The organism is Gordonia sp. SGD-V-85, from assembly GCF_001456905.1.
In the GTDB taxonomy this organism is placed as follows: Bacteria; Actinomycetota; Actinomycetes; order Mycobacteriales; family Mycobacteriaceae; genus Gordonia; species Gordonia hongkongensis.
The window spans coordinates 167,088-182,717 of the sequence record NZ_LNQO01000009.1; the positions used below are offsets into that span (position 1 = coordinate 167,088).

General features: G+C 68.3%; 15 protein-coding genes. 11 read left to right on the forward strand and 4 right to left on the reverse strand.

The features are described 5' to 3' along the window. Window positions 1-26 precede the first annotated feature (26 nt). Window positions 27-695 (forward strand): GAF domain-containing protein, encoded by a 669-nt coding sequence (locus tag AS181_RS13030; RefSeq protein ID WP_058252030.1) that lies wholly within the window; start codon window positions 27-29, stop codon window positions 693-695. Between the two features lie 131 nt (window positions 696-826). Further along, window positions 827-2,320 (forward strand): sugar transferase, encoded by a 1,494-nt coding sequence (locus AS181_RS13035; protein WP_058252031.1) that lies wholly within the window; start codon window positions 827-829, stop codon window positions 2,318-2,320. Window positions 2,321-2,342: 22 nt separating this feature from the next. Here the strand turns inward: AS181_RS13035 and AS181_RS25150 are convergent, their stop codons facing one another. After that, window positions 2,343-2,483, reverse strand: a complete 141-nt coding sequence (locus AS181_RS25150; protein ID WP_175404324.1) for a hypothetical protein — start codon at window positions 2,481-2,483, stop codon at window positions 2,343-2,345. Between the two features lie 257 nt (window positions 2,484-2,740). Beyond that, on the reverse strand, window positions 2,741-4,183 hold the full coding sequence (yczR, locus tag AS181_RS13040) for a MocR-like transcription factor YczR (RefSeq protein WP_231742424.1): 1,443 nt from the start codon (window positions 4,181-4,183) through the stop codon (window positions 2,741-2,743). A gap of 191 nt (window positions 4,184-4,374) precedes the next feature. Here yczR and AS181_RS13045 point away from each other — a divergent pair, with 191 nt between their 5' ends. The 9 genes from AS181_RS13045 to AS181_RS13080 all read left to right on the forward strand — a co-directional run bounded on the left by AS181_RS13045 (window position 4,375) and on the right by AS181_RS13080 (window position 14,753). Beyond that, window positions 4,375-5,490 carry a DUF559 domain-containing protein gene (locus tag AS181_RS13045; RefSeq protein ID WP_058251994.1) on the forward strand — a complete coding sequence of 372 codons (1,116 nt, stop codon included), beginning with the start codon at window positions 4,375-4,377 and terminating at the stop codon, window positions 5,488-5,490. Further along, the gene (locus AS181_RS13050) at window positions 5,472-6,152 is read left to right on the forward strand and encodes a hypothetical protein (protein ID WP_058251995.1); all 681 of its coding nucleotides are present in this window, start codon (window positions 5,472-5,474) and stop codon (window positions 6,150-6,152) included. The genes AS181_RS13045 and AS181_RS13050 overlap by 19 nt, the downstream gene beginning before the upstream one ends. A 4-nt stretch (window positions 6,153-6,156) precedes the next feature. After that, the gene (locus AS181_RS13055) at window positions 6,157-9,540 is read left to right on the forward strand and encodes a helicase HerA domain-containing protein (RefSeq protein ID WP_058251996.1); all 3,384 of its coding nucleotides are present in this window, start codon (window positions 6,157-6,159) and stop codon (window positions 9,538-9,540) included. A gap of 46 nt (window positions 9,541-9,586) precedes the next feature. Next, a complete protein-coding gene (locus tag AS181_RS13060) occupies window positions 9,587-11,014 on the forward strand; it encodes an AIM24 family protein (RefSeq protein WP_058251997.1) in 1,428 nt (475 codons plus the stop codon). A gap of 82 nt (window positions 11,015-11,096) precedes the next feature. Further along, window positions 11,097-11,417, forward strand: a complete 321-nt coding sequence (locus tag AS181_RS25635; RefSeq protein ID WP_254661961.1) for a DUF4262 domain-containing protein — start codon at window positions 11,097-11,099, stop codon at window positions 11,415-11,417. A gap of 23 nt (window positions 11,418-11,440) precedes the next feature. Next, the gene (locus tag AS181_RS25640) at window positions 11,441-11,698 is read left to right on the forward strand and encodes a DUF4262 domain-containing protein (RefSeq protein ID WP_254661962.1); all 258 of its coding nucleotides are present in this window, start codon (window positions 11,441-11,443) and stop codon (window positions 11,696-11,698) included. Window positions 11,699-11,900: 202 nt separating this feature from the next. Continuing rightward, on the forward strand, window positions 11,901-13,190 hold the full coding sequence (locus tag AS181_RS13070; RefSeq protein WP_231742428.1) for an HNH endonuclease: 1,290 nt from the start codon (window positions 11,901-11,903) through the stop codon (window positions 13,188-13,190). Window positions 13,191-13,575: 385 nt separating this feature from the next. Continuing rightward, window positions 13,576-14,028, forward strand: coding sequence for an SRPBCC family protein (locus tag AS181_RS13075; RefSeq protein WP_058251998.1), 453 nt, complete (start codon window positions 13,576-13,578; stop codon window positions 14,026-14,028). A 269-nt stretch (window positions 14,029-14,297) separates the two neighbouring features. Next, window positions 14,298-14,753, forward strand: a complete 456-nt coding sequence (locus AS181_RS13080; RefSeq protein ID WP_058252033.1) for an SRPBCC family protein — start codon at window positions 14,298-14,300, stop codon at window positions 14,751-14,753. 107 nt (window positions 14,754-14,860) lie between these two features. On the opposite strand, the gene AS181_RS13085 is transcribed toward AS181_RS13080, so the two are convergent. After that, the gene (locus AS181_RS13085) at window positions 14,861-15,046 is read right to left on the reverse strand and encodes a type Z 30S ribosomal protein S14 (RefSeq protein WP_004019490.1); all 186 of its coding nucleotides are present in this window, start codon (window positions 15,044-15,046) and stop codon (window positions 14,861-14,863) included. Between the two features lies 1 nt (window position 15,047). Further along, window positions 15,048-15,629, reverse strand: a complete 582-nt coding sequence (rplE, locus tag AS181_RS13090) for a 50S ribosomal protein L5 (RefSeq protein WP_055475154.1) — start codon at window positions 15,627-15,629, stop codon at window positions 15,048-15,050. Between the last annotated feature and the right edge of the window lies 1 nt (window position 15,630).

Genomic DNA, 15,630 nt, shown 5'->3' on the forward strand with positions numbered 1-15,630 from the left:
CGACCCGGGCAGCGAGAGGAGTGACGATGAGTTCGAACACCGAGGACGGTGCGAACACCGTGAACCCCGTCGACGACCCCACTCCGGATGGCGAGCCGACCACGGACCCAGCCCAGCTCGCCGCACTCTTCGACACGTCACCCGAGGCCGGCGTGCACGCCGTCCTCGAAGCGGTGCGCGGGCGCAACCCCGACATGGCCCGGTCGCTCCGCGCGATCCTGTCCGATCCGGAGCGGATGCGTGCGCTGAAGGACAGCGGCCTGCTCGACGACCCGCCGACCCACAGCCTCGACGAGACGATCCGGCTCACGATCGATGCCGTGGGCGTCCCGCACGTCGCCGTCAACCTCATCACACCGGACGAGCAGGCGACCGCCGCGATCGCCTTCCGGTCCGGGAGTCCCGACGGTCCCAGCACCCGGTCGCTGGTCAACTCCCTCTGCGTCCTCCCGGTGGTCAGCGGTTCACCCCTCATCATCGACGACATCGCCGACCACGCGCTCCTCGCCGACCACCCGACCGCCGTCAGCGGGGAGGTGACCGCCTACCTCGGCATCCCGCTCGCCGACGACGACGGACATGTCATCGGCACGTTCTGCGCCTGGGACTCGGAGGCGCATCACTGGTCCACCGCGGAGGTCCAGCTCATGTCCGATCTCTCGATCCTGGTCCAGGAGCTCATCTTCGGGCGTTGACACGGTCGCGTGCCCTCGTGACCTGGCGGTGAGCATTCGGTACCCAACACGTGGCCGGTAGGCGCACGCGGGACCGTCGTGTACACCTACAATCGTCGGGACGGGGGGCTGTTCTTTCGGATGGAGTGGACTTGTCGACCCGTGTATCGCAGGCCGAGTTCCCGCAGACCACGAGGCGCACCCCGGTGTACTCGTCGCCCAACGGTCGGCGCACCTTTCACGAGCTGATCCGCGACGATCCCCTGAGCACGATCGTGACCGTGTCGATCGACGTGTTGTCCGCGACGATCGCGGTGGCCGCCGGGATCTGGTGGGTGAGGAGTGGCAGCGGCGCGAACCCGCCGTTGTGGACACTCGCCACCTTCGTGCCGACCCTCGTGATCGTCTTCTCCTTGCGCGGGGTCTACCGTCGGGGGCTCAATCGCCGGTTCCTCGACGAGGTCGGCCGGGTCATGACCGGATGCACGATCACCGCGATGATCCTGCTGTGTTCTCTGCTCCTCTCCTACTCCGACGACAGACCCGGCGCCGCGGTCACCAAGGTGTGGGTGTCGGCGCTGTTCTGGGTTCCGTTCGGTCGTCTCATCCGCGACATCATCCAGCGGAGTCTGCGCAAGAACGGTCATCTGCTGTCCCCCACGCTGATCATCGGCGACGGGCCGATCACCGCACAGGTGGTCGGCCGCATGGTGGCCGCGCCGGAGCACGGTCTCCGGCCGGTCGGCATCCTGGCCGCCGGCGCGCCACCCCGCGCCGATCGGGACGAGGGACCCACCAACGAGATCGCGCAGCTCGGCGGGGTGGACGAACTCGACGACGCGATCCGGGCGACGAAGGCCGAGGTCCTGGTCGTGGCCTTCGCGGTCACCAATGTCGAAAGGCTCACCGCCGCCGTCCGTATCGCCCACCGGCACGGGGTCAAGGTGTGGATCGTGCCGCGCATGTTCGACGTCGTCGGACGCCGCAGCCGGGTCGACCACATCGGCGGGCTGCCCCTGATGTCGGTCCCGCACACCAACCCGCGCGGTTGGCAGTTCCGTACCAAGCACATCGGGGACCGGGTGGTCGGAGCCCTGATCCTCGCCGCGATCTCACCGCTGTTCCTCACGCTCATGCTGCTGGTCCGGCTGAGCTCGCCGGGCCCGATCTTCTTCGCCCAACCGCGGGTGGGTCGCGACGCGCGGGTGTTCAACTGCCTGAAGTTCCGCTCGATGCGGCCCGAGGACCCCGCCGCGGAGAAATTCCGGCCGACCGCGGGCAGCGCACCCGGCGGCGTCGAGGGCGTCGACCGCCGCACCAGGATCGGCAAGATCATGCGCTCGACGTCGATGGACGAACTACCCCAGTTGCTCAACGTGATCCGCGGGGACATGAGTCTCGTGGGTCCACGCCCGGAGCGTCCCGAGTACGTCTCGCTGTTCGAGGTGCAGATCCGGCGATACGGCGAACGCCACCGGGTGAAGGCCGGGGTCACCGGCTGGGCGCAGGTGCACGGCCTGCGCGGTCAGACCTCCATCGCCGACCGCGCCGAGTGGGACAACTACTACATCGAGAACTGGTCACTCTGGCTCGACGTCAAGATCCTGCTCCTGACCGTGCTCGCGGTGCTCAAACGGGCGGAGTAGCCGCGGCCACCCACCCGCCTCGTCACATCGTCGGACGTCGGGTGTCGTACGCGGGGCGATACGGCACCCGTCCCCGCTCGTCGCGGATGGTGACGATCAACGTGCGGGCGATGACGACGAGCAGGATGATGCCGCTGACGATCGCGAGGAGCAGTGCGGTCATGACGACCTCCTGACGCCGGAACATGGTGTGCCGCCATTCAATCGCCGATCACGACCTGGTGGTAGATGCCAACCGCGCATCGGTGGACTCAACTGCCCGCCCATGGTGACGCGACTCCGCCGGGCGGCGCCACTGATTTTCTCCGGCGGGCCGGTGCGGGGGTCTGGCGACGGCATCGCCGACGGACAGCATCATCCGGCACACCGCCGAGAAGTGCGGTGCGGCAACGACACGCAGTCCGCGACGGTCGGTATCTCTCACGCCGGGCGCGTCAACGCGTCCGGCGCCGCCGGGCGGTCAAGTGATGCCCATACGTCCCGCAACACGTCGACGCCGGCGGCGAGGTCGTCGGCATCCTCGGTGAACGGAACGCGGATGTAGCGTTCGTGCGCCCCGTCGACGCCGAACTTCGGTCCGGCGCTGATCCGCACACCTCGGTTCAGGGCGGCGGCCGCGAGCGCGGAACTCAGCGGCGCCCCGAGCCCGACCCACATCGCCAACCCACCGTTCACATCGGGGATCTCCCACTCCGGCAGATGTTTTCGCAGAAGTCCGGTGAGCGTGTCCCGGCCGATACTAAGCTGCGCGGAACGAACGGCGAGCAGGTCGTCGTAACCGGCCAAGACCTCGGCGGCGATCTGCTGGTCGATGATCGGAGAACCGAGGTCACCGGCGGGTCGCCGTCGGACGATCCGGTCGACGATGTCCTCGTCGGCACGAATCCATCCCACCCGCAATCCACTCCACACCGTCTTGCCCAGCGATCCGATCGTCACCACCGGCACCGATGACCTCACCGGCGCATGCGCGGCGAACGGGAAATGGCCCGTCCGACGATCGATGTCGAGCTCGGCAGTCGTCTCGTCGACGAGCAGCGCGGTCCCGGCCCGGCGCGCCGCGTCGGCGAGCAGCTCTCGGTGGGCGGACGGCATCGAGGCACCCGTCGGGTTCTGGAAATCCGGTATGCAATAGGCCATCTCGGGTCGCAACCGGCTGAGGACCTCGACGAAGTGGTCCATGTCCCAGCCGGCCGCGGTGACCGGCGTCGACACGAGCCGTCCGCCGGCCTCGGCGATCGCCTCGTAGGCGTGCGGATAGGTCGGGGTCTCGACGACCACCCGGTCGGCTCGTCGGAGCAGGGTCCGCGCGACGAGTGCGATGGCGTGTTGCCCACCGAGGGTCACCACGATCTGCGCCGGGGTCGTGGGCAGTCCGCGGTCGGTGTATCGCTCGGCGATTCGTCGGCGTAGCAGCGGATCGCCCACCAGGTCGAGTCCGGGCCGGCGCAGCAGGTCGGGCACATTGCCCGTGACCCGCTCGATGATCGCCTCGAGACCGGGCACCGGTTCGGGAACGGCGTGCGCGAAGTCGATCTCGGCAACCGCGCCCGGCCCCCTCCGCGGGAGCATCGCGACGGAGCCGGACCCCCGGACGCTGACCAGATAGCCGGCCTCGCGCAGCGCTCCGTACGCCGACACCACCGTGGTCCGACTCCGCCCGAGCGCATCGGCGAGGATTCGCTCGGCGGGCAACCGCGTGTATGTCGCGATCCGGCCGTCGTCGATGAGGAGTCGGATGCGGGCGGCGAGGGCCGCGTAGGCCGCGTCGCCGCTCTCCCACTCACCGAGCAGCGTGACGAGTTGCTTCACCCCGAGGTTCGAGCGAGCCACCGGCCGGCCGATGGCTCGCGGTGCACCCACAGAATCCTCCTCACCGGTCGACAGGGTCGAACGACGCCCTGCGGCCGTCGCCGTCCAGTCAAACGCAGTGCCCGCGGGCACCACAAGGTCCAATCCGCGGTCGGTGGACTGCCGTCGAGCGGTGGTGGCGGTCCGCAGATCACCCGCGACCACCGGGCGGCTGTCGGGTTCGGGCGATATCGTCGGCGTCGATGAACATCCGCCCGTCAGCTCTCGACGCGGCCGTGCGTCCCGGGCACGTGCTACGTGTCGATGACGTCGACGGCCTCGCCCTGGCCGACCTCGTCGACTCGGTCTCGGCGGACCTACCGGTGTTCCTGGACCACCGTGGACCCGGCGATCGCACCGCCCGGGAGGTCGTCCGAGAGGTCCTCGACGCGCTCGAGGACATCGTCGTCGCCCTCTTCCCGGTCTGGCTCCCGGGCCATGAGCCGGGCCGGCCGGTCGACGCAGACGACGCCGAGGCCACGGCGCGCCTGCTGTGCCGGGACGCCGGCTTCCCCTCGCCCGCCGTCATCCATCTGGCCCGTGCGGCCGCCGGCGCGCGACGTCCCGGCCCCGGCCCCGCCGACGACGCCCGGGCGGGCGCGCTGACATTCCTCTTGCGAAGTGGATACGGACGGGGTTCCGTGGTCCTGGCCGTGCGCGCCGACACCGCGTTGGCCGAGCGGGCCCAGCACGCGGCCGCCGCCGCGTACGAATGGCTGGCCGACCACGCCGACCTCACCGTGTGGCTCACCGCCGACGCCCTGCCCGCGGTCACCAGGGTGCCGGCGATCCGGATCGGGGTACCCGCGGGGCGGCGATTCCCGCCGTCTGATCCGGTGGAGGCGCTGCCCGATCCGTCATCGACCTCGGCGAGGCCCGTCCTCGTCGCCTCCCGTCCGTCAGGAAGACCGGCACCGCACAGCGAGGCCGAGCAAGCCCTCGAACGCGCCCTCGCGCGTGCACCGTGGGCTCGCGACCGACAGTGGAACCGGAGTCCGCGCGACCTCGATCCGCTCCACCCCGCGGTGATCGTCGACCTGCTGTGGCCGAGTGAACGCGTGGTCGTGGAGGTCGACGGCGCGGATCATCGCGGCCCGGTAAAGTACGCGCGAGATCGACGTCGCGACAACATGCTTCAGCGTGCCGGGTACCTCGTTCTGCGTTACACGAACGACCACGTTCTCGACGACACGTCCCTTGTCGTCGCAGAGCTGGCCGCCGTGATCGCCGAGCGCTCCCGACCACCGGCATCGTCCCGACCGACGCCCGCCCGACCCCCTTCGACCCGCGAGGAGCATCCGTGGACCACGCCCAGCTGACGCCGATCCAGAGTGCGGCGCTGTTCGTCCTGCTGGCCGAGTCCCGAGAGCTCTCCAACCCGGAACTGAAGGAGTTCGGTGCCGCACTGGACAAGCCGGCCCGCAACCATCTCAACGCCCTCGGCCTCGTCGACTCGCGACTCGGCGCACGCCGCGCGTACTTCCACACCCTGACCGACCGCGGGTGGGCCTGGTGCGCGGCCGAACTGACATCCGAGCCACCGAAGAGATCGACTGCACCGACGAAGGCCATGTACGCGGTCCTCGCCGGCCTCGCCCGGTACCTCGACGACGAGGACCTCCGTCTCCATGAGGTGTTCGGCCGTCCCCGACGCCCCACCCACGAGGAGCCCGGGACCCCGATCGCAACGGCTGCGTCCGACCCGGCGTCGTCCACCGTCGATCCCCGGGACCAGATCGCGGCCGCCTACCGCACCCGAGCCGTCACGGCGGGCGACTTCGTCCTCGTCACCGATCTGCGCGCCGACCTGCCCGGGATGAGCGACGAGGTCTTCGACGCCACGATGGTGGAGTTCCAGCGCGCACCCGGGGTCAGCCTCATCCCGCAGGAAGACCAGGCGTTGCTGACCCCGGCCGACCGGGCGGCCGCGGTGACGGTGGGCACGCAACCGTGCCATCTGTTTGCGATCGAGGAGAGCTGATCCGATGGACGCCGACGCCCGTCACGCACTGGAATCGATCCGCCTCAACTGGGCCGACACCCCCGACGACGTGTGGGGCACCGCCGACCCCTTCCACGTCGGGGGCCTGCACGAGGACACCATCTTCGACATCATCCGTTCCTTCGACGACGCCCGTCGTTCGCCGTCGGGGAGTCCGATCGGGGTCACGGTGCGCGGCCCGGCCGGATCCGGCAAGACCCATCTCCTGGGCCGGGTCCGGCATCGTGTCCAAGAGGAGGGCGGGTACTTCTTCCTCGTCAAACTGCTCGACGCCACCGACTTCTGGCGTTCGGTGCTCGTGGCGATCATCGAGGACCTCGGCCGACCGACGCCCCGCCACCGCTCGCAGTTGAATCAGCTCCTCCACCGCCTCGCGATCGACGCCGGGGTCGCGGACGGGACACGTGACGCCGTGACCGGCGGCGCGCCGCTGACACCCGCCGCCCTCGATGACTTCGTCCACGGCGTCTACACCCGCCACTCGCGGCACCGGCGCCGGTCGCAGCACATCCTGCGTGCGCTCGTACTGCTGGAGTCCGACGACTTCGCGGCCAAAGACCTCGGCGAGGCGTTTCTGCACCTGGACATCGACGACGCGGAGGAACTGGCCGCCTGGGGCATCCGCAATGCGCGCCTCGGTTATCAGGAGATCGTCGAGAACATCTCGCGGATCATCGCCTTCGACGATGCGGCGGTGCTCGCGATCGACCAGATCGACACCCTGATCGAGGCCGGCAAGACCGCCGAGCCGGGCGAGGAATCACAGGTGGAGAAACTGGCGCACGGCCTGATGTCGGTGCGCGACACCATGAGTCGGACCACATGTGTGGTCTCCTCGATCACCGCCGCGTGGGAGTACCTCGCCGGACACGTCATGCGATCAGCGGTTGATCGGTTCCGGTTGCCACCCACCCTGCAACGGCCCACGAGTGCGGACTTCGGCCGGCTCCTGCTCGCCCGGCGTTTCGCACCGGGTTTCGCCGGCGTCGGATTCACGCCGCCCCATCCCACCTGGCCGGTCACCGACACCGCACTGACGGCGGCCACGGATTACACCCCGCGCGAGCTGATGGTGACCGTGGACCGCCAGATCGCCGCGATGCTCCGCAGCGACACGTTCGCCGAGATCACCGACCTCTCCGGCGCCACGTCCAAGACCTCCGCCGGCCAGGGCACACTCCCCCTGATCACCCAATCCCGCACCACGACAGACGTTCCTGACACGGAAGCGACCGCTCGGGGGCGCTCGTCGTCTGCTGAATCGTCGTCTGCGGGATCGTCGTCAACCGACTCGTCGTCGACGACCACCTCGGACGATCCCGCGTTCGCGAAGCTCGACCAGCGGTACACGGAGTTGATCCGGCGTGCCGACCCGCTACCCGCATTGGTACCCGACACCGAGGACCGGATCGTCCCCTCGCTGCTCCATGCCGGATTGGCGACGTGGATCCAGGCACTGTCCCGCGACGCCGACCGCTGGCAGCTCGATGCCCGGCCGGGACCGAAGAGTCCGCTGCACGGGCGGATCCGACAACTCGTCGACCCGAACCGGGACATCGAGCAGTCCTGGAGCTTCCGTGCCATCGCGGCATCGAACGCGCGTGCCGTCCAGACGCGCCTGTCGAGCGCGACGACGACCTCCGGTTTCACCCTCGGCGACATCGAACGCACCCTGGTGATCCTGCGGCGGGATCCCTGGCCCACGGGACCCAAGACCCGGCAGATGGTCGAGGAGCTGCACGATCGGGGCGGACGGGTCGTCGCCTGGACCGAACAGGACATCAAGCGGCTGAGCGCGCTGGCACAGCTGCGGGCCGAACGGCCCTCGCATCTCCGGGAGTGGATCTCCGACCGCAACCCGGCTGCCGAGATCGCCTTCCTCACCGACATCCTGGGCCCCGCACTCGAGGCGCCGGCGCCAGGCGTGCAGTCAACGGATACCGCGGGAACCACTTCGGACACGCCTGCCAAACGCCACGAGCCCGGCACCGCGGACGAACGCTCGACCACGACGCCACCCCGCGAGCCGACGACGGACGAGTTCCGGTCGACCGGCCCTCGGTCGGGGACGTCGGGGTCCGACACCGCCGAATCGTCGTCGCGAACCACCCCCGCCAGCGAACAGTCGATCACCCTCGGGCGAAGTGTCGCCACCGGCGAGGCGGTGACCGTCTCGCTGTTCGCCCTGCGCAAGCATGTGGCGCTGTTCGCCGGATCCGGTTCGGGGAAGACGGTGTTGATTCGGCGCATCGTCGAAGAGGCTGCCTTGCAAGGAGTTTCGTCGATCATCCTCGACGTGAACAACGACCTCGCACGCCTTGGGACACCGTGGCCGGACGCCGACCCGCGTCCGTGGACGCCCGACGACCGCGAGCGCGCCAAGCGCTACCTGCACGACACCGAGGTCGCGGTCTTCACCCCGGGTCGGGCATCGGGGCGGCCATTGAGTTTCCAGCCGCTACCCGACTTCAGCACGGTGGTCGGCAACCCCGACGAGTTCCGTGCCGCGGTCGACTCCGCCGTCGGCGCCCTGATCCCGCATGCCCGGGCCATCGGGACCAGCGCGAAAGCCTATCGGCAGCAAGCAGTCCTGCAGCAGTCCATGGAGGCCTTCGGACGACGCGGCGGCGGCGCCCTGCAGGCTTACGTCGGACTGCTGACCGAACTGCCCGACGACGCGAGCACCCTCGCCGACGCCCCGAAGCTCGCCGCCGAACTCGCGGAGAACCTCAAGGCCTCGATGGCGATCGATCCCGTCTTCGGGGGTGACGCCGCCCCGGCCGACCCCGGGTACCTGCTCACTCCCTCACCGGGTTTCCGGGCCCGGGTGTCGGTCGTGAACCTCGCCGGCCTCGGCACCGACGACCGGCGGGCCGGTTTCGTCAATCAGCTCCAGATGGCCCTGTTCGCCTGGATCAAGAAGAATCCGGCCGCCGACCGGCCACTCGGAGGACTGCTCGTCATGGACGAGGCGCAGAACTTCGCCCCGTCCGTCCGGATGACCGCGGCGTCGAAGAGCACGAGCGCATTGGCGTCGCAGGCTCGCAAGTACGGCCTCGGGCTCATCTTCGCGACCCAGTCGCCCACCGGCATCGACAACAAGATCTCGGCCAACTCCTCGACCCAGATCTTCGGACTGCTCAATCATCCGACGCAGATCGAACGCGCCAAGGAACTCGCCGCCAACAAGGGCAGCAGGATTCCCGACATCGGCAAGCTCCCGGCGGGGACGTTCTACATCGCGAGCGAGGGCGGGCGGTTCGCCAAGGCCGAGACGCCGCTCTGCCTCACCTACCACCCGGCGAGTCCGCCGACCGAGGACGAGGTCGTCGAGCTGGCGCGCTCCACGACACCGCGCCCACGATGACGGCCGGGCCCGACTTCGCCGACGGCAGAAGACGATGGTTGGCACAATGGACACCGTGCTCACGCTGACCGCCGGAGAGAACCGTCCGCTGCCGTCGACGGCCGTGACCGTCTCGGTGCGCTCGGCATCGCCGGTCAACACCTCGGCGATCCTGCTCACCGATGCCGGTCGCGTTCGCTCCGACGCGGACCTCGTCTTCTACAACCAGCCCAGCGGCCCCGGCGTCGGATACCGTGCTGCCGGCTCGGCCGACATCATCTCGGTCGACACCGCCGCGCTGCCTCGGGAGATCGCGACGGTCGTCGTCGCGGCGAGCCTCGACGGGACCGGACCCGCGAGTTTCGCGACCGCCGGCGCCCTCACCGCGACGCTGACCGGCGGCGGTACGGAACTCGTCTTCAGCCCCTCCGGTCTCACCAGCGAGGCGGCCGTCGTGTGCCTCGAGATCTACCGGCGCAACGACGTCTGGAAGGTTCGTGCCGTCGGCCAGGGATACGACGCCGGTCTCGCGGGCCTCGCCACCGCCTTCGGCATCGAGGTCGACGACGAGCCCGCGACGCCGCCTCCTGGTCGGCCTCGGCGAGTCACCGATCCGCAGCCCTGGCCGCCGGCCGCGTCGACGCCAACCGCGCCGCCGTCGACACCCGAACCACCAGCCCCGCAATGGAATACACCGTCCGCACCGCCGCCTCCGCCCCGGCCCCCGGTCACCGCCCAACCACAGGGAGTTCCCATGCACAGCGATCTGTTCGCGCCGTCCCACGCCGAGGTCACCGGGCAGGGCATCCAGAAGCAGGGCAGCAAGATGTGCCGGGTCGGCCTCGCCGGTGAGGTCATGGCCCGCACCGGCTCGATGGTGGCCTACCAGGGCAACCTGAAGTTCGAGGCGCTCGGCTCGGGCGGCCTCGGACGGATGATGCGTCAGGCGATGACCGGCGAGGGCGTTCCGCTGATGAAGGTCACCGGACAGGGCGACCTGTTCCTCGCCGATGCGGCGTCGGACGTGCACCTCATCGACCTCGACGGTTCCGACGGCCTCACCATCAACGGCGCCAACGTCCTTGCCTTCGACTCCTCGCTGTCCTACGACATCGCCCGTGTGCAGGGTGCCGGCGCGATGAGCAACGCCGGACTGTTCAACTGCGTCTTCACCGGGCGCGGCCGGATCGCCATCACCACCGACGGCACCCCGGTCGTCCTCAACGTCGACGCCGCGACCTATGCCGACCCCCAGGCCGCGGTCGCGTGGTCGTCGAGCCTGCGCACCTCGGTGAAGTCCAACGACTCGTTCAACCTCGGCACCCTGATGGGACGCAGCACCGGCGAGCGGTTCACCCTCGAGTTCTCCGGCCGCGGGTTCGTCGTCGTGCAGCCGTCCGAACTCCCGCCCGGCGGGTTCGTCGGCGGGACCGGTGGCGGCGGGTCGGCCGGGTCAGGGGCCGGCGGCATGTTGGGTGGCATCCTCGGGCGCTGACGAGGCGGAACTCGGCACGTCTTCCGAAGTTGTCGGTGCCGCCTGCTCTACTACGCTCCACCTTCGAACACCAGGAGCGAGCATGGCCCACCACTTCTCCGATCTGCGGGGTCTGCCCCGCTGGCACCCCGACCCGCTGGTGCGCGAGACGCTCGACCGCATCCGGCGCTACGGTTGGGCAGTGACGGCCGTCAGTGACCAGTGCACGTGTCAATCTCCCGAATGCGAAGCACCTGACTGCTCTTTCGCGTACACCACCGGCCTGCGCTTACACGACCTCCCCGAGTTGGCGGTGTACGGACTGGATGCACGAACGAGTGCATCGGTTCTCTACGAGCTGGCAGCGTGTTCCACACCTATGACTGGCACTCGATCGTGTCGAATTCTGTTCCGATACAACTAGATTCATTTGAGGTTCCGGTCACCGTGATCGAACTGGTGGACAAATCCGATCTCATCGTCACCAACGTCCTCTACCCCGATGCTCCGGTCTTGCAGGCGGTGTGGCCTGACGATCTGGGCAGCTATCCGTGGGATGAGGGTTACACCCTTGCCCCGGAACACCAATTCGTGATGGGCGTGCACGACCCGCGAGCGACCGGTGGCGACAGTCCGCGCGTCATCTACCCGCACCCCGGAATGAACCGGGCCCAGCGGCGCAAGGCGGCCCGACGCCGACGCTGAGCAGGCGAGCGGCCAGGTGATCAGCCTGAGTTGCGGAGGCCGGGCCATCGACCGTTCTCTCCTTGTCGGTGCCCCCGGATACAGTGAGTTCCTAGAGGCCACAGATGAAAGACGCATATCGGCAAGCGGTTACGCCGGTGTCGAACCAACGATGACGAGAAGCCCTACCTCCAGTTCTGTCCTGTGATGTGGAAGGTTCGTCATGACAACAACACTCGCCACCACGCCGTGCCGAGAGACCGAAGGTGCCGAACACCTCGACGGTGAGGGGTATCTCGCTGTGCTGACCGCGATTCGCGAGTCGCTGTGGGATCTCGCACCTGGTGGCGCAGAGCCAACCGCTCGTCAAGCGCACACCGCGATGACCCTGCTGATCGAACTCCGCGCCATCGTGGACCACCATGCCGCCGTCGGCGCCGCCACTCTCGACCGCCTCGGAGTCGCCCGAGAATCGACCGGCAAGACATCCATCCTCTTGATCGCCATGGGCGCGGCCCCCACAATCGCACACCGCTGGTTACGGATTGGCAATTGCCACCCCCGGCTTACGCAGCTACCCGGCTACACCGCCGACGGCGCCATCCCCGGCGAACATGCCGACGCCATCGTCACCGGTATCGCGCACGTCGAGCGTCGAGCACCCGAGGGTGTCTTCATCGAGGAACGAGCAGAAGTCGAGCAGGCATTGATCGCCCAGGCGATGTCCGGAGCCACCCCTGCGCAGATCGCGAGGAGAGCCCGCGAACTGGGCAACGAGTATGCGGCCATCACCGGCGGGCTACCGCCTGGCGAAGACCGCACCATCAACGAGTTCACATTCACACCGACCGGCGACGGCAGGCTCCGCGTACGTGGCGACCTCGACACGGTCATCGCCGAAAAGCTGACCGCTGCAATCGAATCCCTGAACAGTCCGCGACCGGAGCCCGACGGATCCGACGATTCTCGGACGCCCGGCGCCCGTAACTCGGACGCCCTGGAACTCATCCTCGATGCCGCGGCCGTGGCCGACACCAGCCTCGCCACACCACCTAAGACCCACGTCAGCGTGCTGCTGCCGGCGACCGCTCCGGACAAGGCGAGCCTGTTGTGGATGGGCTCTATCAGTCTCACCACCGCGAGGTTGCTGGCGTGCGACTCCACGATCACCGATGTCGTGATCGACGGCGACAACGTCCCCTTGCAGATGGGCACCAGCAAGCGACTGTTTCCGGCGCACCTGCGGCGAGCGATCATCATCCGCGATCAAGGCTGCATCAAATGCGGGGCGCCGGCCGGGCGTACCCAGGTCCACCACATCGAGTTCTGGAGCAGGGGCGGACCTCGACAACGGGTGCCTGCTCTGCGCGTCCTGCCATGCCCACATCCATGCCGGCGAATGGGACATCGTCATGGGCACCGACCGCCACCCCTGGTTGATCCCACCCGCATCGATCGACCGGCTGCGAACGCCACTCCCGGCGTACAACCGCCGCACCATGACTCTCGATGACCGGGCCGCAGCCTGATCGATCCACCTCGGTGATCGATGACCGGCTCGCATACGCGAGCGGCCCGAGAAGACCCGGGCGTCAACACTGCTGAAGCCGAATCCCGACGAGGGCGACGCCCTGCTCGGCACCTTCGCGCACCGATCCGTCGGACCGCGCATGCCCTTTGAGAACTCCATAGTGTTCACGCCCGGCCTGTGGTGCGGGCGAAAAGCGTGAGGCCCCACCTCCTTGGTGGGAGGTGGGGCCTCACAGCGGCCGGGCTCGGCACCGGTGGTGTGCTGGGCGGGATCCTCGGGCGCTGTGGCCCACCGGGTCTCGTAGCGAAAAGCGATGTCATAGAACATACTTGGCTACCGAATCCGGCGGGCGGGTAACGTCGAGGCCATGCCCGAAGCCAGTGCGACCGTCCTCGTCCGACAACCCCTCACCACGGTGTGGGAGTACTGCCTCATCCCGGAGCACGTCGCGGCGCTGACGCCCGGCGTGATCGGCGCCGAGACCGTCACCGACGGGCCGGTCTCGGTCGGGTCCGTCTGGCGCGGCCAGATGAAGGGGCTCGGCCGCGCCGTCGACTGGACCGGCGAGTTCACGCGGGTGGATGCGCACACCGCCACCGAGTTCTCCTCCACGGAGTCACCGCTCGAGTTCGCCATCTCGGCCACGTTCGCGGAGGTTGGTCGCGGCGTCGAACTCACCTATCGCATCCGCAACGCCGGCGTCGGCGGGGCGGTCGGGAAGCTCGCCGACGCGCTGGCGATCCGCGCGTATCAGCGGTCGCTCGCCGCGAACGCGAAGAAGCTGCCGCGCCTGGTCGACGAATGGGCCGCCACCCGCTGACGACGACGCGGTCCGAGGAGTGCGATGTCGGCATCAGCCCACGAGCGATCGATCTCCGACGGAGAAATCCATGAGGACGACGTTCATGAAAGTCTTTGTTAGACATACGAATCGGGGACAATTCGGACGTAGCCTTCGCGGCCGACGGGGAGTGCTCTGACCGGCGGATGCATCTCGTTCGGACCGTGATCACCACCCGCCCCGAGACGGTGTGCGGCGTGGCTCCGGCCCTGCCGACCCACAATCGTTCGCACACAAAGGGTTCCGTCATGCCCGAATCCAGCGCATCCGTCACAGTCCAGCAACCACTCGACATCGTCTGGGAGTACATGTCCGCTCCCGAACACACCACCGCCTACCTACCGGGAACCGTCGAGGTCACTCCGCTGACCGATGGGCCACTCGCCGTCGGCTCACAGTGGAAGGGCAAGACGGCCGTCCTCGGTCGGACGGTGGACTGGCGGGGAGAGTTCACCCGCGTCGACACCTGTAAGGAGACGGAGTTCCAGACCGTCGAAGCGCCGTTCCCGTTCACCACGCGCATCTCTTTGGAGGAGACCTCCGACGGCGTCCGGGTGACGTGTCGGATCACGTCCTCGACCGGTTTCGGCGGGGTGTTCGGCAAGATGGCCGATCCCATCGTCAACCGCATTTATCAGCGTTCGCTCACCGCGTCGATCGAGAGCGTCCCCGACCTCATCGAGGAGTGGCTCGCTCAGCAGTGACACGACAACGGCCCCACCTCGCCGAAGCGAGATGGGGCCGCTGGGGAATCGGTAGCACGAATGCGCTCCATGAGCGCATTCGTGCTACGAAATCCTGGGGGTGAGAGTCACCAGCTGGACTTCTGCACGCCCGGCAGCTCGCCGGCGTGCGCCATGTCGCGCAGGCAGATTCGGCACAGGCCGAACTTGCGGAACACCGAGTGCGGGCGGCCGCACTTGTTGCACCGGGTGTAGGCCCGCACGGCGAACTTGGGCTTCTTGTTGGCCTTGTTGACCAGAGCCTTCTTTGCCATGTCAGTTGTCCTTAACGTTGTTGTCCTTGAACGGGAAGCCCAGGGCACGCAGCAGCGCCCGGCCTTCGTCGTCCGTGGTGGCCGACGTCACGACGGTGATGTCCATACCGCGGGGCCGGTCGATGTTGTCGATGTTGATCTCGTGGAACATCGACTGCTCGTTCAGGCCGAACGTGTAGTTGCCGTTGCCGTCGAACTGACGGTCCGACAGTCCGCGGAAGTCGCGGATACGCGGGAGAGCGATGGACACGAGACGGTCCAGGAACTCCCACATGCGGTCGCCACGGAGGGTGACGCGCGCACCGATCGGCATGCCCTCGCGCAGCTTGAACTGTGCGATGGACTTGCGAGCGCGACGGATCTCCGGCTTCTGGCCGGTGATCTTGGCCAGATCCTCGACGGCGCCGTTGATCAGCTTCGCGTCACGGGCGGCGTCGCCGACGCCCATGTTCACGACGACCTTCACGACGCCCGGGATCAGCATCACGTTGGGGTATTCGAACTCTTTGTTCAGCGTGTCCTTGATCTCCTCGCGGTAGCGAGTCTTCAGGCGCGGCTGGATCTTGGGTTCAGTAGAGGTCATG

Coding starts and splice junctions, on each gene's coding strand:
- AS181_RS13030 (WP_058252030.1), top strand. CDS start 27: ATGAGTTCGAACACCGAGGACGGTGCGAACACCGTGAACCCCGTCGAC.
- AS181_RS25150 (WP_175404324.1), bottom strand. CDS start 2,483: ATGACCGCACTGCTCCTCGCGATCGTCAGCGGCATCATCCTGCTCGTC.
- AS181_RS13045 (WP_058251994.1), top strand. CDS start 4,375: ATGAACATCCGCCCGTCAGCTCTCGACGCGGCCGTGCGTCCCGGGCAC.
- AS181_RS13055 (WP_058251996.1), top strand. CDS start 6,157: ATGGACGCCGACGCCCGTCACGCACTGGAATCGATCCGCCTCAACTGG.
- AS181_RS13060 (WP_058251997.1), top strand. CDS start 9,587: ATGGACACCGTGCTCACGCTGACCGCCGGAGAGAACCGTCCGCTGCCG.
- AS181_RS25635 (WP_254661961.1), top strand. CDS start 11,097: ATGGCCCACCACTTCTCCGATCTGCGGGGTCTGCCCCGCTGGCACCCC.
- AS181_RS13070 (WP_231742428.1), top strand. CDS start 11,901: ATGACAACAACACTCGCCACCACGCCGTGCCGAGAGACCGAAGGTGCC.
- AS181_RS13075 (WP_058251998.1), top strand. CDS start 13,576: ATGCCCGAAGCCAGTGCGACCGTCCTCGTCCGACAACCCCTCACCACG.
- AS181_RS13080 (WP_058252033.1), top strand. CDS start 14,298: ATGCCCGAATCCAGCGCATCCGTCACAGTCCAGCAACCACTCGACATC.
- AS181_RS13085 (WP_004019490.1), bottom strand. CDS start 15,046: ATGGCAAAGAAGGCTCTGGTCAACAAGGCCAACAAGAAGCCCAAGTTC.
- rplE (WP_055475154.1), bottom strand. CDS start 15,629: ATGACCTCTACTGAACCCAAGATCCAGCCGCGCCTGAAGACTCGCTAC.